Annotated in this window: 17 protein-coding genes and 2 pseudogenes; 8 read left to right on the top strand and 11 right to left on the bottom strand. The window is 68.9% G+C overall.

The window, feature by feature from the left end; all coding sequences use genetic code 11:
• Positions 1-2: 2 nt before the first annotated feature.
• The 4 genes and pseudogenes from AC1D2E_RS20670 to AC1D2E_RS20655 all read right to left on the bottom strand — a co-directional run bounded on the left by AC1D2E_RS20670 (position 3) and on the right by AC1D2E_RS20655 (position 2,939).
• Positions 3-863: an HTD2 family dehydratase gene (locus AC1D2E_RS20670; RefSeq protein WP_478199131.1), complete on the bottom strand. Its 861-nt coding sequence runs from the start codon at positions 861-863 to the stop codon at positions 3-5.
• A gap of 600 nt (positions 864-1,463) precedes the next feature.
• Positions 1,464-1,649 carry a hypothetical protein gene (locus tag AC1D2E_RS20665; protein WP_478199130.1) on the bottom strand — a complete coding sequence of 62 codons (186 nt, stop codon included), beginning with the start codon at positions 1,647-1,649 and terminating at the stop codon, positions 1,464-1,466.
• Between the two features lie 121 nt (positions 1,650-1,770).
• Positions 1,771-1,839, bottom strand: a pseudogene (locus AC1D2E_RS20660) (BrnA antitoxin family protein); the annotation flags it as partial.
• A gap of 962 nt (positions 1,840-2,801) precedes the next feature.
• Positions 2,802-2,939 (bottom strand): hypothetical protein, encoded by a 138-nt coding sequence (locus AC1D2E_RS20655; RefSeq protein WP_478199129.1) that lies wholly within the window; start codon positions 2,937-2,939, stop codon positions 2,802-2,804.
• A 296-nt stretch (positions 2,940-3,235) separates the two neighbouring features.
• Here AC1D2E_RS20655 and AC1D2E_RS20650 point away from each other — a divergent pair, with 296 nt between their 5' ends.
• The gene (locus tag AC1D2E_RS20650; RefSeq protein ID WP_478199128.1) at positions 3,236-4,636 is read left to right on the top strand and encodes a phenylacetate--CoA ligase family protein; all 1,401 of its coding nucleotides are present in this window, start codon (positions 3,236-3,238) and stop codon (positions 4,634-4,636) included.
• Between the two features lie 20 nt (positions 4,637-4,656).
• On the opposite strand, the gene AC1D2E_RS20645 is transcribed toward AC1D2E_RS20650, so the two are convergent.
• From AC1D2E_RS20645 to AC1D2E_RS20635, 3 genes are all read right to left on the bottom strand, one after another.
• Positions 4,657-5,643: a zinc-dependent alcohol dehydrogenase family protein gene (locus AC1D2E_RS20645; RefSeq protein WP_478199127.1), complete on the bottom strand. Its 987-nt coding sequence runs from the start codon at positions 5,641-5,643 to the stop codon at positions 4,657-4,659.
• Between the two features lie 11 nt (positions 5,644-5,654).
• Positions 5,655-6,380 carry an acetoacetyl-CoA reductase gene (gene phbB, locus AC1D2E_RS20640; protein ID WP_478199126.1) on the bottom strand — a complete coding sequence of 242 codons (726 nt, stop codon included), beginning with the start codon at positions 6,378-6,380 and terminating at the stop codon, positions 5,655-5,657.
• 105 nt (positions 6,381-6,485) lie between these two features.
• On the bottom strand, positions 6,486-8,201 hold the full coding sequence (locus tag AC1D2E_RS20635) for a PHA/PHB synthase family protein (RefSeq protein WP_478199125.1): 1,716 nt from the start codon (positions 8,199-8,201) through the stop codon (positions 6,486-6,488).
• A 161-nt stretch (positions 8,202-8,362) separates the two neighbouring features.
• Between AC1D2E_RS20635 and AC1D2E_RS20630 the strand changes: the two genes are divergently transcribed.
• Positions 8,363-9,184 (top strand): universal stress protein, encoded by an 822-nt coding sequence (locus tag AC1D2E_RS20630; RefSeq protein ID WP_478199124.1) that lies wholly within the window; start codon positions 8,363-8,365, stop codon positions 9,182-9,184.
• A gap of 27 nt (positions 9,185-9,211) precedes the next feature.
• Here AC1D2E_RS20630 and AC1D2E_RS20625 read toward each other — a convergent pair whose 3' ends face one another.
• Genes AC1D2E_RS20625 through lon form a run of 3 tightly spaced genes read right to left on the bottom strand, consistent with a single transcriptional unit; the run spans position 9,212 to position 12,880 of the window.
• Complete coding sequence (locus AC1D2E_RS20625) at positions 9,212-10,009, bottom strand: L,D-transpeptidase (protein WP_478199123.1); 798 nt, start codon at positions 10,007-10,009, stop codon at positions 9,212-9,214.
• A complete protein-coding gene (locus AC1D2E_RS20620; RefSeq protein ID WP_478199122.1) occupies positions 10,006-10,401 on the bottom strand; it encodes a CBS domain-containing protein in 396 nt (131 codons plus the stop codon). The genes AC1D2E_RS20625 and AC1D2E_RS20620 overlap by 4 nt, the downstream gene beginning before the upstream one ends.
• Before the next feature lie 25 nt (positions 10,402-10,426).
• Positions 10,427-12,880 carry an endopeptidase La gene (lon, locus tag AC1D2E_RS20615; protein ID WP_478199121.1) on the bottom strand — a complete coding sequence of 818 codons (2,454 nt, stop codon included), beginning with the start codon at positions 12,878-12,880 and terminating at the stop codon, positions 10,427-10,429.
• 171 nt (positions 12,881-13,051) lie between these two features.
• On the opposite strand from lon, the gene AC1D2E_RS20610 reads away from it, so the two are divergent.
• The 6 genes and pseudogenes from AC1D2E_RS20610 to AC1D2E_RS20585 all read left to right on the top strand — a co-directional run bounded on the left by AC1D2E_RS20610 (position 13,052) and on the right by AC1D2E_RS20585 (position 22,583).
• A complete protein-coding gene (locus AC1D2E_RS20610; RefSeq protein ID WP_478199120.1) occupies positions 13,052-14,038 on the top strand; it encodes a hypothetical protein in 987 nt (328 codons plus the stop codon).
• Between the two features lie 16 nt (positions 14,039-14,054).
• Positions 14,055-14,267, top strand: a pseudogene (locus AC1D2E_RS20605) (universal stress protein); the annotation flags it as partial.
• A 331-nt stretch (positions 14,268-14,598) separates the two neighbouring features.
• A complete protein-coding gene (locus AC1D2E_RS20600) occupies positions 14,599-17,751 on the top strand; it encodes an AAA family ATPase (protein WP_478199119.1) in 3,153 nt (1,050 codons plus the stop codon).
• Between the two features lies 1 nt (position 17,752).
• Positions 17,753-18,655, top strand: a complete 903-nt coding sequence (locus AC1D2E_RS20595) for a DUF3237 domain-containing protein (RefSeq protein WP_478171818.1) — start codon at positions 17,753-17,755, stop codon at positions 18,653-18,655.
• Positions 18,656-18,694: 39 nt separating this feature from the next.
• Complete coding sequence (locus AC1D2E_RS20590; protein ID WP_478171817.1) at positions 18,695-19,618, top strand: encapsulin; 924 nt, start codon at positions 18,695-18,697, stop codon at positions 19,616-19,618.
• 1 nt (position 19,619) lies between these two features.
• Positions 19,620-22,583, top strand: coding sequence for an FAD-dependent oxidoreductase (locus AC1D2E_RS20585; RefSeq protein ID WP_478199118.1), 2,964 nt, complete (start codon positions 19,620-19,622; stop codon positions 22,581-22,583).
• Positions 22,584-22,626: 43 nt separating this feature from the next.
• On the opposite strand, the gene AC1D2E_RS20580 is transcribed toward AC1D2E_RS20585, so the two are convergent.
• The coding region (locus AC1D2E_RS20580; protein WP_478199117.1) for a murein hydrolase activator EnvC family protein at positions 22,627-23,169 on the bottom strand (543 nt) is incomplete at its 5' end.

The raw sequence follows: 23,169 nt of genomic DNA, 5'->3' as shown, positions 1-23,169 counted from the left end.
GATCAGCGCAGCACGGCAGTGGCGTCCATCGTCAGCCAGCCCTCGTGGTCCGAGGCCCAGAGGCGGATCGATTTGCCGTCGGCATGCGGTTGGCCGCTGACGTGAAACGCGTTCAGGTCGAAAGTCGGGCGGACGGCCTTGAAGCGAAAGCTCGCCACGTCGGCATCGGGCAGCTGGCGGCGCAGGAGGTCCATCAGCAGCGTCGCGATCAACGGACCGTGCACGATCAGGCCCGGGTAGCCCTCCACCTGTGTCACGTACTGGCGGTCGTAGTGGATGCGGTGGCCATTGAAGGTGAGCGCCGAGTAGCGGAACAGCAGCACGTCGTCCGGCACGATCTGGCGGCGCCAGGCGGCATCGGCCGGTGCGGCTTGGGGTGCAGGCATCACATCGTCCGGGCCCTGAGCTTCGCGGTAGACGATGTCGTGAAACTCGACCAGCGCCGGCTCGACAGCCTCGTTGCAGCGCACCTCGTGGCGCACCTTCACGAACACGAGCTTGCCGGTGCGGCCTTCCTTCGTCGTGACGTCATCGATGGTCGAGGTTCGCGCGACACGGTCGCCCACGTGGATCGGGGCGCGGAACTCGAACTGGCTGCCGGCCCACATGCGCCGAGGCAGGGGAACCGGCGGAAGGAAGCCACCGCGCTTGGCATGGCCGTCGGCGCCGATTTCGCTCTGCCGATGCATCGGCAGGAAGTAGAGCCAATGCCAGAGTGGGGGAAGCGTGGTGCCCGCAACTACCGGCGTCGCCGGATGGTCCAGAGTTGCCGTCAGAGCGACCACGGGGGTGGGATTGATGGTGTCTTCGATTGTCTCGCTGCGTCCGACCCACGATTGCAGCTGATCTTGCTGTGCGTCCAATGTTGTCTCCTTTGCTGACTGCACCAAGCGGCAGCAGTTCTGAGGAGCAAGTGTGCGACGCAGGCTACGTTAGGGGAATTGCAATGTTTGGTCCTATTGATGCGTGCAGCGCAATAAACGGCTTGCCCACGTGTGAACCAAGAAGACACGCAATCACCCTTACGTGCGGCGCACTCGGCCTGGTGTCATGCGCTCAAGACTGAACGACTGCTTGCCAGCGCGGTGCGGTCGTTCGCTCCCAGTCACCATGGGACTGCAACGCGCCCGACGCCGCCGGTCAGCGGACGCAATGGATGCCGAAAAGCAGTCTGTCGACGACTTCACCGATCGGCGCTGCACAGGACAACGTCGGATCAGAAATGGTGACGCGAATCTGAGGGGGAACAGGTAATCGTGTCGCGAAGGCCGACCGCATGCGTCACGTGGCGCTTTGCGGAGCAGGGGGCATTTGCTGTCGCGCGACACCCGGCAGGCGGTCGGCGCCGCAAGGCCTCCGACACCGTCGCCGAACGCGCCCCAGCGCCTCGCGCGGCCCTTGCACGCGCTCTTCGCATTCCGGGGGCCATCCCTCCCAGGGCTGAGAGGCGGGCCGAAGCCGCCTCAACCCCACAGCGCGCGCTCGTGACCCCGCCCCGCCTGCTCGCTAAATGTGCCGATTTCGACGAGGGTGTCGGAGGGCCGCTGCGCCAAGGCCGGCGCCGCCTTGCGGCCTGTTTGCAGAGGCATCCAGACGTCGGAAAACGACGGCCTTTTGAGCTGCGCCGCGGCCCAGCGATGCAGATGCAAGGCGGCCGTCTGACTGGGCGAATCCGGTTTGGGTTCGGGGAAAGCCTGATTTCCTGGTCTGGGAGGTGCAACGGTCCGCAATCCCGCATGGCGCCTAGCGATCAGAGATTAGGTCCGACCCTCACCGGCTTCGCGCGACGTACTCTCGAAGCGCGTCGTTCGCGCGCGTCTGCCAGCCTGGGCCGCTCGAAAAGGCTCGCTCATGGCGCGCCGGGGGCGCACAGACGCCCTTGCGTCACGAAGGCTTAACTCTGGCGGCGTACCCTTCGGACAGACAGTCTGCCGGCGCTGGTAGAGGTTGCTTCGGCGCCCGCCCACCAAGGACGGTTCCTCGATGCCGGCGACTGTCCCGATTTCAGCGGTTGCGTTGCCACTTTTGTGGGCACAGCGTCGCGACGGCCGACTGGTAACGGGTTGCAACGAAGCGCCCATGCTTTTCCACAGGCTTGTCCACCGCCACGGTGGAGAACCCGCCACTCAGGATTTGACGCCATCCACGCGATGCCGCTGCAAAGTTGTGCACATTTGTATTACATGTAGCGATGGGCAACCTCGCAAGGAGATCTGGCACCAAGGTGCCGCCCGCGGCAAAACCAGCCTCAGGTCTGCCGCTGCTCGACCCTGCGCGAGCCAACGACTCACCAAAACCGCCACCACGAGCGTCGACTGACAGGTATTTTCTCCAGCGGGGCTGACAGCGTCGTAGCCATGCTGAAGCGGCGTCTCGCTTCGGCTTCGAGAGCTTGGGCAGCTCTGCGCGCTTCGCTGTCACCGTGGAGTCCCTGAAGGCGGAGCGCCTTGGCGTGCTCGAAGAGTTCTTCGTCCGAGAGATCGCCTGTCTGGGTCATGCGTTCATTCTGTCGCACGATGCGAGCAGAGCAGATATTGACCGCGTCGCCTTTTCCTCAGATCTGGGTAAATGTCACAAAATGTCACTGAACACGTCGCCGCAAGATTCGGGCTGCGCTTTCCGTGGCGCATCGGCCGGTTCCAGGACAATGTCGCGCCTGGCGTGGCGCAGAGACCTGACAAACGTGCCCCCAGGGGTCGAAGGTTCGAATCCTTTCACACGCTTACGCCCACAAGGCGCAGGCCGTTTTCTTTGCGCGGGACGAATCCGGGGCGCTTGATAGCGCAGTCGAGGAGGCTGGCTCAATCCCGGGCGACCCATGCAACCAGCGCATTGAGCGCGAGCCACAGCACCCCGGCTCCCAGCAGCGCCAGGGTGGCCGCCGTCAATCCGACGGCGCGTGCGCCGCCTTGCACTTTCGAAGGGGCAGTGACTTTCATGGCGATTCGATGGTCCCGACATTGTGAATCATGGTGCGAACTCCTTGCCGCTGAGGGCGCTTGCATGGTGCGCGCGCCACGGGTGGGCGGGCTTGCGCTGGATCAAGCTTGCGGGAAGCAGCGTTCCCTTGACGCGCATCAAGCCGATGCGCGCGTCGACTGCCAAGCTCCCATGTTCGAAGGAGCGGCGATGACCATTGGATTGCTCGACGGTACGGGCGCGAGGCCAGCATGAGCGCCGCGCCGGGCCGCCCCAAGCAAGCTCGCACCGCAGTGCGCAGCACGGAGCTTGCCCTATGAGCCCGGCCCCACCGGTGACGGTCGATCCCTGGTTGTCCGGGACGGTGGCGATGGACGTCGCACTGGCCTCGCACGCGTCCGCCGACTCGATCGCCGGCCGTCAGGCACGCCGCCTGGGCGAATTGCTCGCCGCGGCGAGGCTGCGGTCGCCGCTGTACTGTCGCCTGCTGGCGGGCCGCGACCTGGGCAGCCTGCGCCTCGGGGACCTGCCGGTGATGCACAAGGCCGATCTGATGCAGTGCTTCGACGAATGGGTGGCCGACCCCGGTCTCCGGCTGGACGACATGCGCCGCTTCGTGGCCGACCGGCAGCGCATCGCCGAACCCTTTCTCGGTCGCTACGTGGTGTGGGAGAGCTCGGGAAGCAGCGGCGATCCCGGGATCTTCGTGCAGGACGCAACGGCGATGGCGGTCTACGATGCGCTCGAGGCGCTGCGGCGGCCGGCCCTGCGGCCGCTGCAACGCCTGCTGGACCCGTGGGGGCTGACCGATCGCATGGCCTTCGTCGGCGCGACCGGCGGCCACTTCGCGAGCACGGTGTCGATCGAGCGCCTCCGGCGTCTCAATCCGGCCTTGTCGGTGCGCATGCACAGCATCTCCTTCCTGCAGCCGGTCGACGGCATCGTGGCGGAACTGAACGCCTTCGCCCCGACCGTCATCGCCACCTATCCCAGCGCGGCCGTGCTGCTGGCCGAGGAACGGATGGGCGGGCGCCTGCGCGTGACGCCGGGCGAGGTGTGGACCGGCGGCGAAGAGCTGTCGCAGGCCAAGCGCGAGTTCGTGAAGCGGGCCTTCGGCTGCCCCGTGGCCAACAGCTACGGCGCGTCGGAGTTCCTGTCCCTGGCGTCCGAGTGCCAGCACGGCCACCTGCATCTCAACAGCGACTGGGCGATTCTCGAGCCGGTGGACGCACGGGGCCGAGCCGTTGCGCCCGGCGAGGCGGCAGCGACGACCCTGCTGACCAACCTGGCGAACCACGTGCAGCCCCTGATCCGCTACGACCTGGGCGATCGCGTCACGGTGCAGGAACGCGCATGCCCGTGCGGCTMCTGCCTGCCCGTGATCGAAGTGCAGGGCCGCAGCGAGGACACCCTGCATCTGGGCCGCGCCAGTTCGGGCCCGGTCAGCGTGCTTCCGCTGGCGCTGAGCACGATGCTCGAAGAGGAAGCCGGCCTGTTCGACTTCCAGCTCGTGCAGGAGGGGCCGTGCAAGCTGCTCCTGCGCACGGGCCTGTCGGGTACCGAGGCCGAGCGCCTGCTGCAGCGGGCGCGCCGGGTGCTCGGCGACTTCCTCGAATCCCAGGGCGCGGTGGGGGTGCATGTCCATTGCCGCAGCGGCGAACCTGGCCACGCCGGCCGCAGCGGCAAGGTGCTGCGCGTGGTGGCGACGCCGGATTGAGCGCGCGGAGCCGAGGCCGCTCAGGGCAGCAGCACCGCCGCGCCCTGCAGCCGGCCGGCCCGCAGATCCGCCATCGCTTCGTTGGCCTGCTCCAGCGGGTAGGTGGCGACGTGGACCTGCGGTGGATGCGAGCGCACCAGCGCAAGGAATTCATGGGCGTCGGCGCGTGTGAGATTGGCCACCGAGACCAGCTCGCGCTCCTCCCAGAGCAGGCGGTACGGGAAAGCGGGGATGTCGCTCATGTGGATGCCGCCGCACACCACCCGCCCGCCTTTGCGAACCGCCCGCAAGGCCGTCGGCACCAGTTCGCCGGCGGGCGCGAAGATGATCGCGGCGTCCAGTGCCTCGGGTGGAAGCTCGTCCGATCCTCCCGACCACGCGGCGCCGAGGCTGCGGGCGAAGGCCTGGCCTTCGGTGTCTCCCGGCCGCGTGAACGCGAAGACCCGGCGCCCCTGGCCGACAGCCACCTGCGCGATCAGGTGGGCGGCTGCGCCGAAGCCGTAGAGGCCAAGGCGCGCGCCGCTGCCGGCCGCCTTCAGGCAGCGCCATCCGATCAGGCCGGCGCACAGCAGGGGCGCGATCCGGGCCGGCTGCTGCGTCAGCCGGCCCAGAGGCAGGCAGAAGTCGGCCTCCGCGAGGACGTGGCTCGCGAAGCCGCCGTCGCGGTGGTAGCCGGTGAAGCGCGGGGTGTCGCAGAGGTTTTCCCGGCCCTCGGCGCAGAAGGCGCAATGCCCGCAACTGTGGCCGAGCCAGGGCACGCCGACCCGGTCGCCGACGCGATGCCCCTGGACGCCAGCGCCGAGCGCTTCGACCTCGCCGACGATCTCATGGCCCGGAACGATCGGCATCAGGGGCAGCGGCAAGTCGCCGTCGACCACGTGCAGGTCGGTGCGGCAGACCGCGCAGGCCAGCACGCGAAGTCGCAGCTCGCCGGCCGCAGGTTCCGGCAGCGGGCGATGTTCCAGTTTCAGTGCATGCCCGACGGCATGAAGCACCATCGCGCGCATCGCCGTCGTCCTCAGGGCATGTACTTGCCGCCGTTGATCGACAGCGTGACGCCGGTGATGAAGCCGGCATCGTCCGCCGCGAGAAAGACCACCGCACGCGCAATCTCGGCGGTCGTCGCCAGGCGTCCGGCCGGAACGGACTTCAGTATCTGCGCCAGCACCTCCGGCGGCACGGCGCCGACCATCGACGTGTCCGTGTAGCCCGGGGCGATGACGTTGGCCGTGATGTTGCGCGACGCCCCCTCGAGCGCCAGCGATTTCGTGAAACCGATCAGGCCGGCCTTGGTGGCCGCGTAGTTGCATTGGCCGGCCTGGCCCGAGAGCCCGTTGACCGAACCCATGCTGACGATGCGGCCGAAGCGGCGCTCCCGCATGCCGTCGATCACCGCGCGGCACATGTTGAAGCAACCGCCCAGGTTGATGTCGAGCACCTCGCGCCATTGCTCGAAGCTCATCTTGTGCAGCATGGCGTCGCGCGTGATGCCGGCGTTGTTGACCAGCACCTCGACCGGGCCGAGTTCGGCCTCGACCCGCGCCACCCCGTCGCGGCAGGCGGCCGGGTCGGCCACGTTCCAGGCAAAGGCGGGAATGCCGGTCCGCGAGGCGAATATTTGCGCGGCTTCGGCGTGAGTGCCGTAGTTGGCCGCAACGCGGTAGCCCGCGGCGAGCAGGGCCTCCGCCGTGGCGGCACCGATGCCGGCCGTCCCTCCGGTGACAAGTGCGACGCGCGTGGTCATTCCGGCTTCCTTTCATCGGGTGGAAGGCGCACGGCGCCCATGAGCCCACTCTAAGGTGCGGGGGCGGCGCCGGGCTTGCGCTGGATCAAGCGCTGCGAAGGTGCGTCAGGGCGATCGCGACAGGACGTAGCGGCCCGGTGCGTCGCAGACCGGCGCCAGGCCGCGTCGGGCGTCGCCCATGCGTGGCGGCTTGCGGCGCGCTCCCGAGTGGTCGGCCAGCCAGGCCTGCAAGGCCGGCCACCAGGAGCCTTCGATACGCTCCGCACCGGCCTCGTAGGCCTCCGGCGGAACATAGGGGGCACCCGCTGCGCGGCGCAGGAGCTGGTAGCCGCGGTGCGGGTGCCCGGGTTCGCTCACGATGCCCGCGTTGTGTCCGCCATCGGTGAGGACGAAGGAGATGTCGGCATCGCACAGCAGGTTCAGCTTGTAGACCGAAGGCCAGGGCGCGACATGGTCGGTGCGGGTGCCGACGGCAAAGATCGGCGCCTTGATGTCCCCGAGCGAGACCGGGCGACCCTTCACCCGGAAGCGGCCCTCCGCCAGGTCGTTCTCGAGGAACAGGCTGCGCAGGTAGTCGGCGTGCATCCGGTAGGGCATGCGCGTGCCGTCGGCGTTCCACGCCATCAGGTCGGTCATCGGCGCCCGCTCTCCCAGGAGGTAGTTGTGCACCATGGGCGTCCAGATGAGGTCGACGGCGCGCAGCAGGGCGAAGGCACCGGCCATCTGGCTGGAATCGAGGTAGCCCTGGCGCGCCATGACGTCTTCCAGGAAGGTCAGCTGGCTTTCGTCGATGAACAGGCCGAGCTCGCCCGGTTCGGTGAAGTCGGTCTGCGCGGCCAGCAGCGTCACCGAGGCCAGGCGCTTGTCGTGGTCGCGTGCCATCGCGGCCGCCCCGATGGCGAGCAGCGTCCCGCCGAGGCAGTAGCCGAGCGCGTGGATGCGCTGGGCGGGAACGATCGCCTCGACGGCATCGAGGCTGGCCATCAGGCCCTGGGCCAGGTAGTCCTCGATGCCCAGGTCGGCGTCCGCGGCCTCGGGGTTCTTCCAGGAGATCGCGAACACCGTGTGGCCCTTGTCGACCAGGTAGCGGATCAGCGAGTTGTGCGGGGACAGGTCGAGGATGTAGAACTTCATGATCCACGCGCTCATGATCAGCACCGGTTCGGGGTGCACGGTCGGCGTGGTCGGCGTGTACTGGATGAGTTCCATGAGGCGATTGCGCAGCACGACCTTGCCCGGCGTGCAGGCCACGCGCTGGCCGGGAACGAAGTCCTCGGCGCCTTTCGGCGGCAGGTGCCGGAGATTTCGCTGCAGGTCGTCGGCCCAGTTCTGTGCCCCTTGCAGCAGATTCATGCCCGCGCTGGCCACGGTCCGCCGCAGGGCCAGGGGATGGGTGGCGAGCGAATTCGCCGGCGAGAGCATCAGCTGCAGCTGCTGCGCCGCGAAGGCGACCACCCGCCCGTGGTGGCGCTCCACGCCGGGCACGCCTTCCGTGAGGTCCCGCAGAGACTGCTCGCTGGCGCGAAAGGCCTGTCGGTAGATGCTGAATGGCCACTCGTCCCAGCAACGATCTGCGAGGCGAGGGTCGTACGCGCGGGCGGGCGGGTGCGCCGGAGCCTGCTCGGTGCCCTGGCCTTCCATTCGCAGTGCATTCAGCCACGGTCGCAGCATGAGAACCTGGGCGCTGCGGGCAGGCTGCGCCGCCAGGTGGATGGCCCAGTCCGACCAGGCCAGCAGCAACGAAGCGGGCGAGAGTCCCCGCGTCCACTTGGCTATGGCGGCGTGCAGCGTGCGGTCCAGTTCGTCCTTCGGGTCATTCATTCAGAGGTCCTTGGTTGCGGGCCATGCCAGGCCTTCGGCCCGCGCCTCGTGCGGAGTCTGCCGGATCGCGTGCCGCTTGCGATTTGACGCCGCGCAAGGAAAGTTGCCGTCGACGACGCTAATGTCCTCGCATGCTGGCGATGGCCCTGGAAGGATCTTTCATGCAAACACCGAAGACGATATTGCTGCACCTGGACAGTTCCGCGCGCACGGCGGAACGGGTCAGGGTCGCGCGGCAACTGGCAGAGGCTTTCGACGCCGAAGTCACGGGCCTGCCTTGCACGACTTCGGCGCTGATGCGCTATCCGTACGCGCTGGAAGGCGCGGGGCAGGCCATGGCGATCATGCAGGAGCTCGACCAGGCGTGCCGCGACAAGGCGCATGCGATCTTCACGGAGGCCGCCGGTGGCTCGCCCCGCCTTCACTGGTCCGAGCCCTTGAGCGATGCGCCCTGGGGTTTCGCCCGGTGCGCTCTGTATGCCGACCTGATGATCCTGGGTCAGCGCGACCCCGATGATTCCGCGGCCGACGAGTTGCCTGTCGACTTCCTGCCGAGCACGCTGGTCCAGAGCGGCCGTCCTGCGTTGTTGCTGCCCTATGTGGGACAGGTGAGCGCCGTCGGGCGCAGCGTGCTGATCGCGTGGAAGGAGACACGCGAGAGCGCGCGTGCGGTATCGGCCGCGATGCCGTGGCTGGTCCGTGCGGATTCCGTGCGGGCGGTCAGCTATGGCAACGCCGCCGAGGCGTCGCTGCGCCGCCTGCAGGCCTATCTGAAGGCCCAGGGCGTGGCCGCCGTGGTGCATTCCGGAGGGCCGGAGGTCAGCGATGTCGGAGAGCACCTGCTGTCGATGGCCGCCGAAACGAATGCGGACCTGCTCGTGATGGGGTGCTACGGCCACAGCCGGGCGCGCGAATGGGTGATGGGCGGGGCCACGCGCTCGATCTTCCAATCCATGACGCTGCCGGTGCTGATGTCGCACTGAGCGCGATACAGGACTCGCGGCGACCGGTCAGCGGGCGCTGCCCCGCGGGGGCTGTCGTGCCGGCACCGACCAGGCGGGGCGCTCCGTGCGCTGGGTCTCGATGACGACGAGGTAGCGTCCGGGGTCCTCGACCGGCGTCTGCGCGGCGGGCAGCACCCATGGCGTCGCGCCTTCCGAACTGGCCTGCAGGTAGTCCGCATCCAGCACGCCGAAACGGTCGAGCAGGCGGTTCAGGCTCGCGGGAATGCGTACGCAACCCTTCGATTGCACGCTTCCGAGGCGCTGTTCCAGCCGGTCGGGATCGGTGGCGTGCATCTGGAGCCGCATCATGCTCGTCCCGCCGCGTCCCCAGAGGCGCTCGGCCTCCTGCCAGCCGAAATCGAAGACCCGCATGCCGGCCGCTCCGTAGCCCCGGATACCGTTCTCGTTGCGGGTGCCTTCGGCGCGGAAGTCGGGATTCGACAGCGTGTGCTCGAAGACGCCGAGGGGCGTCTGGAAGTGATCGAACTCGCCGCCGCGGCCCGTCGAAACCGGCGAAGCACCGATCAACTCGGGTGCGCTGTCGGCGGCCAGCCAGAAGATGAAGATGGCCTGGACCCTCGGGCTGCGGTCGACCAGCGCCAGGTACTGGGCGGGGGCCGCTTGGATGCCGGCGCTGGCCAGGGCGTCGAGCGCCCGTGCGCCGTAGCGCTGCGATTCTTCGGCAGGAACCTCGAGCCGCTGGTCGACCTGGTCGCTGTAGGCGGCGCGAAGATCCAGGGGCCCGGTGGTGGCGCAGGCCGTCGTCAGGCCGAAGGACAGGGCGAAGAGCAGGGCACGCTTCAATTCCGTTCCGGTGCAGGCAGGAAGGTCCGTACGAAGTCCAGCGAGGAAACCACGCCGGCGATACCGTTGCGATCGGTCACGATCACGTGATGGATCCCGCGCTCGACCATCAGCGCCGCGACCATGGCCACCGGCGTCTCGGCGTCGACGACGATCGGCTTGTAGCTGCACATTTGCCAGGCGCGGGTGGCGGCGGCATCCCGTCCCTGGGCGTGGAATCCGACCAGGTCGGTGGCGCTGATCACGCCGATGGCCTCATCCCGCGGCGGCTCCAGTACCGGCACCCATTGCAGGTGCTTGCTCGACAGGAGCGCTTCGACCTGCGCCACGCTGTCGTCCATGGCGACGCTGATCACCGGACGCCGCATCAGGGAAGAAATGACGGTGCTCATGAAATTCCTCCTTGGGTAGGACACCTCAGGGCGACATTAGTTCGGACGAGGGCGCCTGCGCTTGATCGGGCGCAAGCGAGCCCGCCGCGCCGGTCGTGCCGATGCCACCGGCATCGGCTTCGACCACGGCGGCGCGCATGGCGTCGTCCACGGTTTCGAGTGCGACGAAGCGCATCGTGGCGCGTGCGCTCTCGGGAACTTCGCGCAGATCCTTGAGATTGCGCGCGGGCAGCAGCACGGTCGAGATGCCGGCGCGCTGCGCCGCCAGCACCTTCTCCTTGACGCCGCCGATCGGCAGCACCAGGCCCCGAAGGCTGATCTCTCCCGTCATCGCCACGTCGTGCCGGACCGGGCGGTCGGTGAACAGCGACGCCAGCGCGATGAACATCGCGACGCCGGCGCTCGGCCCGTCCTTCGGTATGGCGCCGGCCGGAATGTGCAGATGGACGTCGATGTCCTCGAAGCTCCCGGCCGCGATGCCCAGGGCGGCGGCACGGGCCTTGACCAGGGTGAGCGCGGCCTGCGCGCTTTCCTTCATCACCTCGCCCAGTTGCCCGGTGAGGTTCAGCTTGCCGCTTCCCGGCACGCGGGTGGCTTCGATGAAGAGGATGTCGCCGCCGGCCGGCGTCCAGGCCAGCCCGGTGGCGACCCCGGTGACGCTGGTGCGCAGGGCGAGCTCGCGCTCGAACCTGGCCGGGCCGAGGATGGGATCCAGGTCGGCGGCGTCGATGCGCACCGCGGCGGCCGACCCGTCGGCCACCTTCATCGCCGCATGGCGCATGGCGCGGCCGATCTCCCGCTCGAGTTGCCGCACGCCGGCCTCGCGGGTGTAGTCGGCGATGATGGCCTGCAGCGCGGCGGTGCTCAGTTCGCACTGGCCTTCCTTGAGCCCGTTGGCTTCGCGCTGGCGCAGCACCAGGTAGGTCTTGGCGATCTGCAGCTTCTCCTCCTGCGTGTAGCCGGGGAGGTCGATCACTTCCATGCGGTCGCGCACGGGCGGCGGGACGTTGTCGATCACGTTGGCCGTGGTGATGAACACGACGCGGCTGAGATCGAAAGGCACGCCGAGGTAGTTGTCCCTGAAGCTGTTGTTCTGCTCCGGGTCGAGCACCTCGAGCAGCGCGGCGGACGGGTCGCCGTGCGCGCTGGCGCCGAGCTTGTCGACTTCGTCGAGCATCATGACGCAGTCGCGCGCGCGGGCCCGGCGCAGACCCTGAACGATGGTCCCGGGCAGGGCGCCGATGTAGGTTCGGCGATGGCCACGGATCTCGGCCTCGTCGTGGACGCCGCCGAGCGATACCCGGACGAAGGGTCGCTGGATCGCCCGTGCGATGCTCTGGCCGAGCGAGGTCTTGCCGACGCCCGGCGGCCCGACGAAGCAGAGGATCGGCGCGCGGCCTTCGGGGTTGAGCTTTCGCACGGCCAGAAACTCGAGGATGCGCTGCTTCACCCTTTCAAGGCCGAAGTGATCGGCTTCCAGCGTCCGGCGCGCGGCGGCCAGGTCGATCGGCGTCGCGGCCGCGATCGTCCATGGCAGGTCGACCAGGCATTCGAGGTAGGTTCGCAGCATCGAATACTCGCCCGAGGCGTCAGGCATGCCGCGCAGCCGGTCCAGCTCCTTGCGCGCGTGAGCCTCCGTGTCGGCCGGCATGCCGGCCTTGGCGATCGCCTCATCGAGCTGCGCCATGTCCTCGGCGTTGCCGCCGCCTTCGCCGAGCGCGTTCTGGATCGTCTTCATCTGCTCGCGCAGCAGGAACTTGCGTTGGTGGTCGTCCAGCTGTTCCTTGGTGCGCTCGCCGATTTCCTTCGAAAGGCGCAGGACCTCGAGCCGGTGCGCCAGCAGCTTCAGCAGCCGGGCGACCCGTTCGGCCGGCGCGATGGTCTCGAGCAGCACCTGCTTCTCGCGCACCTCGGCATCGATCACGCTGGCCGTGATGTCGGCCAGCGCCGAGGGGCCGCGGGTCGTCTGCAGCGCGTGCACCAGTTCGGCCGGCACGCTGGGCAGGAAGGACATGAGCGCGACGGCACGCTCGCGCAGTTGGAGCGCCAGCGCCTCGGCCTCGGCCGACTCGTCGGCGACCTCCTCGATGAGCGCGATCCTTGCCGTGAGGAAGGGATAGCCCTCGACCGGGGCGATCATCCGGAAGCGCTGGATGCCCTGGCACACCGCGTGGTGCTGTCCTTCCTCCGGCTCGAAATGATGGACCACCCGCGCGAGGGTGCCGACGGCACAGAGCCCGTCGAAGCCGGGGTCGTCGTCGGCGGGCTCCTTCTGCAGCACGATGCCCACCGCGGTGCCGCCCTCGAGCGCATGCCGGAGCGCGGCGATCGACTTCTCGCGCCCCAGGCTGACGGCCGTCAGCACGTGCGGGAACATCACCAGGTTGCGCATGGGAATCAAGGCCACCACGTCCGCAGGCAGCGCGAGCGGTGGCTGCTCGGGCGGGGTCGACGGGCCGGAGGCGGCGGGTGGTGTCATCGCGATTTCTCCTGCGTGAACCTGCGGGAATGAAGCCGACGGTAGGGCGGCCGGAGAGGCCGCGGCTTGATCGTGCGCAAGCGGCGTTGACAGCGCGGCGGCCGTCCTTGTAGCGTACCGGATTTGCGCTGGATCAAGTCTGCGCCGCGGACCTTGCGCAATGCTTGAAAGATGACCGCTCGACGCTTCGATGTCTGCAATGGCGATGCCGACGGACTGTGCGCGACGCTTCAGTGGCGGCTGCACCAGCCAGCGTCCGCGCAGCTGCTGACGGGCCTGAAACGCGAGATCACGCTGGTGGAGCGGGTCAGGGCCCAAGCGGGCGACGAAGTCAACGTCTTCGATCTGTCGATGTCGCGCAACCGCGAGTCGGTCCAGCGTTTGCTGGGTGCCGGTGTGCGGGTTCGCTATTTCGATCACCACGCGGTGCAGGACATCCCCTCGCACCCGCTCTTCGAGCCGCATATCGACTGCGCCGACGACGTCTGCACCAGCTTGCTGGTCGACCGGCATCTGGGCGGCGCGTTTCGGGCCTGGGCACTGGTCGGTGCCTACGGCGACAACCTCGCGGCGGTGGCCGATCGCCTGGCGCTCCATGCCAGCTTCGAACCCGGCACCGGCGCGCTGCTGCGACGGCTCGGGGAGGCGATCAACTACAACGCCTACGGCGACGACGAGCGCGACGTGCACATCACGCCGCAGCGCCTGTACGCCCTCATGGCGCGCTACCCGGACCCGCTCGACATGCTGGCGCACGAGGCGGTGGTCGACGAGATCGACGCCGTGCGCCATGCCGATCTGCGGCAGGCCCTCGATGTTCCGCCGGCCTGGCAGGACGACGGCGGCAGCGTGCATGTCCTGTCCGACGCGCCGTGGAGTCGTCGCGTGCTCGGCTGTCTCGCCAACGAACTGGCGAATGCCGATCCGCGGCGAGCGCATGCGGTGCTCAAGCAGCAGGGCACGGGTTACGCGGTGAGCGTGCGCGCACCGCTCGAGGCGCCATCGGGGGCCCATGAGTTCTGCAGCCGATTCGGTGGCGGCGGGCGGGCCCGGGCGGCCGGCATCGACGCCCTCCCGCCGGAGGAACTGACCCGCTTCGTTTGCGCCTTCGCGACGGCGCGGTGGGGCAGCGTGAGGTCTCGCGAGACGCAGGCCTGACAGGCACCGGGCGGTGGTCGCCGCACGGGTTCCCAATCGCGTCGGCCTTCGGACGCTGAGCCGCCGCAGAGACCCGGCCGTCGAGGCCGCATCGCATGCGGAGTCGGGCCGCTTCGATCTCGTGGTTACGGGATCGCATGGCCATGGCGCCCTCATGAACCTGGTGCTCGGGTCGGTCGCCACCCAGGTCCTGGCCCGTTGCGCGGTGCCGGTCCTGGTGGTGAGATGAATACTAATTTCTGGATAGAACTAGTATCAAGCCGTAATCTTCGGTAAAGTCCCTTTATGCACCTCCTGCGACCAGTAGGGAGGGACTTCCGAGGAGGTACGCCGTTCTCTCGTGATCTGCGTGAACAGGCCGGCCCTGCTGCGGCTGTTCCCGACACCCTTCAACCCGATCCGCGCGACCTCGTCGCCCGGGCCTGTGCGCTTCTTGCCCAGGAATCCGACGCCTGGCGAGAGCGACAGCGTGCCGATCTGTTGCCGGGGAGTGGACGTTGATCTGCCCTTCGTGCGCCTTTGTGAATTCGGAGAGCGCGCGTTTTTGCGGCGGTTGTGGCGTGCTTCTGGACTTCGCCGCGCAACGCTCCGACGGCGAGCGGCGGCAGATCACGGTGTTGACCTGCGATGTGGTGGGGTCGACCGCCCTGTCGCAGACGCTCGACCCCGAGGACCTGCACGAAATGCTCGCCGACTTCCAACGGGTCTGCCAGGAGACGGCCGAGCGCTACGACGGCTACATCTCGCAGTTTCTCGGCGACGGCGTCCAGATCTATTTCGGCTTTCCCCGCGCGCACGAGGACGATGCCCGGCGGGCCGTGAGTTGCGGGCTCGAGATCCTGCAGGGGACGGAGCAGCTGAACCAGGCCGCGGCGCGTTCCTCTGGGGCGCCGCTGCGGGTTCGCGTGGGCGCGGACACCGGTCGGGTGGTGGTCAGCCCGGTCGGCACCGGGGCCCGCCGCGAGAACATCGCGATGGGCGACGCTCCCAACATCGCCTCGCGCGTGCAGGCCCTCGCGGAGCCCGACACGCTGTGGGTCACCGACGCCACATGGCGGATCGCCCATGAGCACTTCCAGGGCGAGCCGCGGGGCGTCCACGCGCTGAAGGGCGTGTCGGCGCCGGTCCACCTCTGGCGCGTCACCCGGGCCGGCGGCGTCGTCCCGGGCCTCGAGCGGGTCGACCTGCTGACGCTCTACGTCGGGCGCGGCCACGAGCATGCCCTGCTTGCAGCGCACTGGACGGCGGCCCGGTCCGGTGCTGCGCGCTTCGTCACCGTACGCGGCGAACCGGGCATCGGCAAGTCGCGATTGGTGGCCGAGTTCAGAGGCCAGGTGGCGACCGCGGAAACCACGGTGCTGGCCGTGCGTTGCACGCAGTATGCGAAGAACAGCGCCTTCCTGCCGGTCATCGAACTGCTCGAGCGCGTGCTGGCGCTCGATGGCGCAACCGACGCGCCCGAGCGCCTGGACCGCATCGACCAGCAACTCGGGGTGCTCGGCATCGGGGCTGCGGACGCGGCGCCGCTGCTGGCGGCGTTGCTGTCGATTCCGGTCGACGACCGCTACCCGCCGCTGGAGCTGTCGCCCACGCGCCGCCGCGTGCGAACGATCGAGACCCTGGTCGCCGTCATCGAGGCCATCGCCTCGAGAAGGCCCACCATGTTCGTGGCCGAGGATCTGCACTGGTCCGATCCCTCCACGCTCGAAGTGCTCGATCTGCTGGTGGCCCGGGCCCGGCGACTGCCGCTGCTCGGCCTTTTCACCGCCCGTCCCGAGTTCGAGCCGGCCTGGCCGGACGACGAGGCGACGCCGCTGGTCGAGGTCTCGCGGCTCGACCATGCCGAGGTCGAGGCGGTGGTTCGCCACGTGGCCCATGGGAAGCCGGTTCCGGGCGACGTGATCCGCGAGATCATCCAGCGTTGCGACGGCGTGCCGCTGTTCATCGAGGAGGTGGCGCGTGCCGTGATCGAGGCGGGCGTGCTGCAGGAGAACGAATTCTCGTGGGCACTCACCGGCGCGCTGCCGCTGGACCTGATCCCGGCCAGCGTCGATGCCTCGCTGATGGCGCGCATCGATCGGCTGGGCGATGCGCGCGGCACCGCGCAACTCGCCGCGACGATCGGGCGCGAGTTCACCTATGCGCAACTGCGCGCCGTCAGCGAGCGCACAGAGAACGAACTGAGCGAGGACCTCCAGCGCATCCTGGCCGCGGGCCTGGCCTGGAAGGTCTCCGCCACGTCGCCGACCACCTTCGTCTTCAAGCATGCGCTGGTGCAGATGGCGGCCTACGAGTCGCTGCTGCGATCGACGCGCCAGCGCTTCCATGAGCGGATCGCGCGTGTGCTGCTTTCCGATTTCGGCGGCGAGGTGGCGCTGCGACCCGAGATCGTGGCCCGCCACCTGTCAGGCGCCGGCCATCACGCCGAGGCCAGCGACCACTGGTTTGCCGCCGGTCAGCGCGCCCTGACGCGGATGGCGGTTCCCGAGGCGCACGGACACTTCACCCGGGCGCTCGACGGCCTGGCCAAGCTGCCGACTTCGGACGAGGTGCTGACCAAGGAGCTGGATCTCCAGATCGCGATCGCACCGACGCTGATGACACTGTACGGATGGGCCTCGCCGACGGTGGCGCAGGCCTGCGAGCGCGCGCGCAGCCTGAGCCACCAGCTCGAACGGCCCGACAAGCTCTACGAACCGATCTGGGGCCTGTGGACCAACCTGTTCGTGGGCGGCCAGCTGGACCGCGCCCTCGAGACCGCGAACGAGGCGCTGTCGATGGCACTGGCGAGCGGCGTGCCGATGCTGGAAGTGACGGGCCGGCATGCGGTCTCCTACACCCGCTACTACCGGGGGGAGTGGACCGAGTGCATCGAGCATGCGCAGGCCGGCATCGCGCTCTACGCGCTGGACCAGGAACGGGCGCTCACCAACACCTTCCAGATCAGCTCCACCGTCAATCTGGTGGCGGGGCTGGCCAGCAGCTTGTGGATGATGGGTCACCAGGACCGGGGCCTGGCGGAACTCGACCGCATGATCGCGATGGCGCGCGAGCTGGACCATCCTTCGGCGCTCAGCAATGCGCTCGGCGTCGCCTGCTACATGCTGACCTTCCACCACGACCCGCCGCGGATGCTCGGCCATGCCTCGGAAGTGAAGAGCTTCGCCCGCGCGGAAGGATGGGAGCTCTGGTATGCCGTCGGGGTGATGAGCAGTGGCTGGGCGCGCCTGCGCCTGGGCGACCGCGCCGACGGGCTGAGGGAGTTGTTCGAAGGCGTCGCGCTGTTCCGGGCCACGCGCTCCGATCTCATGGGGCCGACCGTCGCCGTGATCCACGCCGAAGGGCTGCGCGCTGCCGGCCGCGACGACGAGGCGCTCGAGATGCTGGCCGCCACCGCCGAGACCGCCCGTCGGGGCCACGTCGGCGTGCTGCTGCCGGACGTCCACCGGCTGATGGGCGAAATCCATCAGCAGGCCGGTGCGCTGGCGCAGGCCGAGGCCGCCTTCGAGCTGGCCCTGGAGACGGCCCGCGCGCAGCAGGCCCTGTCGCTGGAACTGCGGGCGGCGATGTCCTGCCATGGCCTGCTGGCGAAGACCGGGCGGGATGCCGAGGGCGTCGCGCTGGTGCGGCAGTGCTACGAGCGCTTCACCGACAGTTTCGATCAGCCCGAGCTGCGCGCGGCGCGCGCAGTGCTCGAAGGCGGCGACCACTGACATGGGTGCATCGCCGGGTCCGGTGGCTTTCGACACCTTGCGCCCGGAGGTGGCGGCCGGCACGCCGCTCGATGTCTGGTGGCAGCTATCGCCCGCGCACCCGAGCCACCGGCTGGAGGTCGAGCGGCGCGTCAACGGCGTGCAGAAGACGCCGGTACGGGCGTGGCCCGACAGCCAGCGGTCGGATGCCGGCTCGCAGCGCTTCCGCGCGCTGCTGCCGCCCTGCGAAGTCGGCGACACGGTGGAGTACACGCCCGTGCTGTCCCGCGCCGGCCTGGTGGTCGCCGAGCTTCCGGTGCGTCGCGTGCGCGGCGTGCCGCCGCCGCCCGCCGCCCCTGGCGACGCCGCGCCGTCACCGGCCTCCGTGTCGGCCACCGGCACGGTGCCGCGCTACGACTGGGGCGCGGATTTCCTGGGGGCCTTCACGGTCCAGCTCGCGAAGCCGCCCGAATCGTTCGGGCCCGCGCCGGATGGGCTGCACATCACCTTCTACATCGCCTCGGGCGAGATCCATGGTCCGCGGATCAACGCCCGGATCCGGGGCGAGGGCGGCGACTGGATGCTGGTGCGCCGCGATGGCGTGGGTGTTGCCGACGTGCGCATCACCTACGAAACCGACGATGGCGCACTGCTGCTGTCGCGCTACTACGGCATCTTCGATCTCGGACCCGGCGGCTACGAGCGCGCCTTGCGCAACGAATACGACCCGCTGCCCCCGCTGGTGCTGGCGCCGCAGTTCGTCACCTCGCACCCCGATTGGCTGTGGCTGAACCGGCTGCAGTGCCTCGCGGTCGGCCGGGTCACGATGGCCGACCTGCTGGTCCGCTTCGATCTCTATGCAATTCGGGTCGGGCAGCCGCTGCCGTCCTCGGGGCTGCCGCGCGCACCCGACAGCGCCTCCTGATTCACACCGGTTCTCGAGCACAACAAACAAGGAGTTGACATGGCCGACAACAACCAACAGGTTCCATGGACCGACGAGCAGTGGGCTCGGGTGCGCAAGACGATCCAGGAGGAGGCGGCGCGGGCTCGCGTCGCCGCGAATTTCCTGCCCCTGGTCGGGCCGCTGCCGGGCAGCGCCGACTACGTGACGGCCGACACCCTCAGCTACGGGGACGACAAGAATCCGAAGCTGCAGATCGAGGACAAGACGACGGTCCAGCTGCCGACGCTGCAGGTGCGCGTGTTCCTGCGCGGCGCGCAAATGGCGGACCCGGACATGGAGAGCGCCTTGCAGTTGTTCCGGCGTGCGGCAAATATCCTGGCGCGGCTGGAGGACAACATCGTGTTCGGCGGCCTCGCCGGAGCGGGCAAAGTGCCTCCGAGGGCGTCGCCGGTGGCCCAGGTGCTGGGTGGCCAGCTGACCAACGGCCTGCTGCAGGCCAATCCCCCGGAGATGGCGCATATCGTCGGCCCGAAGACCAAGGACGACCGACTGGTGCGCGCCGTATCGGCCTGCATTGGCGACCTCGAGGCCGACGGCCACTTCGGGCCTTTTGCGGTGGTGTTCGGCCATGGTTTCTTCACCGAGGTCCAGACACCCGATCCCGGCTCCCTGGTGCTGCCGCAGGATCGCATCATTCCGTTCCTCGGCGGCGGGCCGCTGCTGCGCACGTCGACGCTGCCCGCGGAGTCTGGCGTGGTGGTGGCGTTGGGGGCCGCGCCGGTCGAACTCGTGGTCGCGACCGACGTCTCGCTCAACTTCCTGCAGGTCACCGACGAGCCGCAGTTCGTCTTCCGCGTCTACGAGAAGATCCTGCTGCGCATCAAGGAGGCCAAGGCGGTCAAGGTGATCCGCGTCAAGGGCAGCACGCCTTACGACCCGGGAAAGGTCGTGTTGCCGGAAGAAGAGAACAAGCAGTCCTGAGATGAAGCCTGAAAAGGTCGTCATCCTCGGCGGTGGCGTGGCCGGCATGAGCGCGGCCCACGAGCTGATCGAGCGCGGATTCGAAGTGGTCGTGCTCGAGCGCCGCGACATCGCGGGCGGCAAGGCGCGCAGCATTCCGGTGAGCGACAACGACGACGGCGGCGCCGGCCACGAGCTGGCCGACCGCGGCGTGGCCGACATCGAGCACCGCCTGCCCGGCGAGCACGGCTTCCGCTTTTTTCCGGGCTTCTACAAGCACGTGGTCGACACCATGCGGCGCATCCCGTCCTACGACGGACGCCCGGTGGCGGACCATCTGGTGGCGACCACGCGCGTCGGCTTCACGCAGTACGACCAGCCGAACTTCGAGGTGCCGGCCAACTTTCCGCAGACGTCGGGCGATGCCGCAACGGTGCTGCGCGACATCCTGCTCGCCTTTGGCCCGATCACCGGGCTCACGCCCGACGACCTGGCCTTCTTCGGCTCGCGGATCTGGCAGATCATGACCTCGTGCGAGCAGCGCCGGCTCGACGAATACGAGGGCATCAGCTGGTGGGATTTCATTGGCGCGGAGCAACGCTCGACAGCCTACAAGAAGTTTCTCGGCGATGGCATCACGCGTTCGCTGGTGGCGGCCAAGGCGAGGCGTGCCAGTGCGCGGACCATCGGCGACATCTTCACGCAGCTGATGCTGACCATCGTCAACCCGACGGGCGGATCGACCGACCGGGTGCTGGACGGCCCGACCAACCTGATCTGGATCGACCCCTGGCTCAGCTGGCTGCAGTCGCGCGGCGTGCAGTACCACTTCAATACCGAGGTCGAGCAGATCCTCTGCGCGGGCGACAAGGTGAGCGGCATCRTGGTGTCGGAGAAGGGCGTGCGCACCGTCGTCCAAGGCGACCATTACATCGCCGCCGTGCCGCTGGAACGCATGGCCGTGCTGGTCAACGACGACCTGCTGGCCGCCGACCCCTCGCTCGCCAACCTGCGCACGCTGGCGCCGAACGTCGAATGGATGAACGGCGTGCAGTACTACCTGTACCGCGACGTGCCCGAGGTGCATGGCCACGTGATCCACATCGACAGCGAGTGGGCGTTGACCAGCATTTCCCAATTCCCGTTCTGGCGCAGCGTGGTGCCGACGATGCTCGCCTGCGGGCACGTCAAGGACATCATCTCGGTCGATGTCTCCGACTGGACCGCACCGGGGCCGGACGGGCGGCCTGCCATGCAGTGCTCGCGCGAAGAAGTGGCCCGCGAGACCTGGCGCCAGTTGAAGCGCTCGCTCAACACCGAGCAGGAGATCCTGCGCGATGAAGACCTGCATTCCTGGTTCCTGGACTCGGACACCGCGCCCGATCCCACGCGCCCCGGCTTTCTCGCCAACGCCGAGCCGCTGCTCGTGAACCTGGTCGACACCTGGGCCCTGCGGCCCAACGCCGCCACCGGCCTGTCGAACCTGTTCCTGGCCTCCGACTACGTGCGCACGCACACCGATCTGGCGACGATGGAGGGGGCCAACGAGGCGGCGCGGCGGGCGGTCAATTCGCTGCTCGATGCGGTGGCCTTCGCCGGGCCGCGCTGCGAGGTCTGGCCGCTGCAGGAAGTGGAAGTGCTGACGCCCTGGCGACTGCACGATGCCGCACGCCACCGGGCCGGGCTGCCCTGGGATGCCTCGCTCACGCAAGTGGCCTTGCAGGCGCTGCGCGCGGCGTCGCCGCTGCTCGACCAGGTGCGCCCGCTGATGGCGGCGATGACCCCGTTCGCGACGCCGGTGGCCGATGCGCTCGATGCCGCCGACCTGGGGGTCCAGGGATCCGGCGCTGCCCTCGGTGCCGATCCGGCGGTCCGGAAGGGGTCCGCCTACGTGCCGGCGCCGCTCGAAAACGCATTGCGGGTCACCGACCGCGTGCCCGGCATCGGCGACATCGCGGGCCCGGGCGGCTTCGTCGAACGGCTGGCCTGGTACCGCGGCCTGATCACCGAGACGCTGGAGTCCGGCGTGCCCGACTGGGAGCCGCAGACCCATCTGTACGCGCTGGTGAAGGATTTCATGTCGCGCTCGGGCAAGGGCCTGCGGCCGGCCCTGTGCATCGCCACCACGCGTGCATTGGGGGGGCGTGCCGAGCATGCGCTGCCCGCCGCCGCCGGCATCGAGATGCTGCACAACGCCTTTCTCGTCCACGACGACATCGAAGACGGCAGCGAGTCCCGGCGCGGCGTGCCCACCATGCACCGCCGGGCCGGCATTCCGCTGGCCGTCAACACGGGCGATGCGATGAACGCGCTGGCGATGCGGCTGGTGCGCCGCAGCGGCGCGTTCGTCGGGCCGGCCGGCGCCTTGCGCATCCTGGACGAGATCGACCACATGCTGATGGAGACGCTCGAGGGCCAGGCGATGGAACTCGGCTGGGTGCGCGACAACGACCTCACGGTTGGCACCGACGACTACCTGCGTCTGGCGCTGAAGAAGACGGCCTGGTACAGCTTCATCCATCCCTTGCGGATCGGTGCGCTGGTGGCCGATCCCGAGGATCCGAAGCTCGACCGCTTCGACCGCTTCGGCTACCTGCTCGGCCTGGCCTTCCAGATCACCGACGACGTGCTCAACCTGAGCGGGGACGAGGCGCGCTACGGCAAGGAGATCGACGGCGACCTGTGGGAGGGCAAGCGGACGCTGGTGCTGACGCATGCGCTGTCGCACGCCAGCCGGATCGAGCGCGACTGGATGAGCGGTTTCCTGGCCCGCCCGCGCGAGCGCCGGCTGCCGCGCGAGGTCTTGCGGCTGCACGACATCGTGACGGCGACGGGCAGCATCGAATGGGCGCGGCAATCCGCGGTCGCCCTGGCCGAGGCGGCGGCGCGGGAGTTCGATGTCTCGGCCTTTGCCGGCGCCGCGCCGGGCCCCGACCTGGACTGGCTGCGCACCAGCATCGGCTACCTGGTGCAGCGCGATTCGTAGCGTGGCKCTTCTTTCGGCTCGGCGGTCCGCCGGGACGGATCGCTCAGCGCAGCGTGCCGTTCAGGTAGGGCTCGGGATCGACCGCCACGCCCTGCCTGCGGATCTCGAAATGCAGCTTCACGCGGTCGGCGTCGCTGTTGCCGATCTCGGCGATCTTCTGGCCCTGGCGTACCACGTCCTTTTCCTTGACCAGGATGGTTTTCGCATGGGCGTACGCGGTCAGGTAGGTGTCGTTGTGCTGGACGATGACCATGTTGCCGTAGCCACGCAGTTCGCCGCCCACGTAGACCACGCGGCCGTCGGCGGCAGCGAGCACCGGGTCGCCCAGGTTGCCCGCGATGTCGAGTCCCTTGTTGCGCGTGCCGTCGAAGCCGGAGAGCGTGCGGCCCGGGGCCGGACGGATGAAGATGGCCTGCGGCTTTGGCGGCGTCGCGGCCGGCGGGGCCGCCTGGCCGGAGGGCGGCAGGGGGTAGAAGGGCGGACTCGGGCCCTTCGGCGGCGTCGTACAGGCCGTCAGGGCGACGATCGCAACGGCGGTGGCCGCCCTGGCGGTGGCGCGAGAGAGGGGATTCTGAATGTGCATGGC

It is taken from the genome of Variovorax sp. P1_H2 (assembly GCF_056405295.1).
The sequence above is the reverse complement of the archived record's forward strand: the minus strand, read 5'-3'. Positions and strand labels throughout refer to the sequence as shown.

Bases quoted from the DNA above. Each gene is read 5' to 3' on its own strand.
- AC1D2E_RS20590 (WP_478171817.1), top strand. From the start codon at position 18,695: ATGGCCGACAACAACCAACAGGTTCCATGGACCGACGAGCAGTGGGCT.
- AC1D2E_RS20635 (WP_478199125.1), bottom strand. From the start codon at position 8,201: ATGAATGACCCGAAGGACGAACTGGACCGCACGCTGCACGCCGCCATA.
- phbB (WP_478199126.1), bottom strand. From the start codon at position 6,380: ATGACCACGCGCGTCGCACTTGTCACCGGAGGGACGGCCGGCATCGGT.
- AC1D2E_RS20645 (WP_478199127.1), bottom strand. From the start codon at position 5,643: ATGCGCGCGATGGTGCTTCATGCCGTCGGGCATGCACTGAAACTGGAA.
- AC1D2E_RS20620 (WP_478199122.1), bottom strand. From the start codon at position 10,401: ATGAGCACCGTCATTTCTTCCCTGATGCGGCGTCCGGTGATCAGCGTC.
- lon (WP_478199121.1), bottom strand. From the start codon at position 12,880: ATGACACCACCCGCCGCCTCCGGCCCGTCGACCCCGCCCGAGCAGCCA.
- AC1D2E_RS20655 (WP_478199129.1), bottom strand. From the start codon at position 2,939: ATGAAAGTCACTGCCCCTTCGAAAGTGCAAGGCGGCGCACGCGCCGTC.
- AC1D2E_RS20610 (WP_478199120.1), top strand. From the start codon at position 13,052: ATGACCGCTCGACGCTTCGATGTCTGCAATGGCGATGCCGACGGACTG.
- AC1D2E_RS20630 (WP_478199124.1), top strand. From the start codon at position 8,363: ATGCAAACACCGAAGACGATATTGCTGCACCTGGACAGTTCCGCGCGC.
- AC1D2E_RS20595 (WP_478171818.1), top strand. From the start codon at position 17,753: ATGGGTGCATCGCCGGGTCCGGTGGCTTTCGACACCTTGCGCCCGGAG.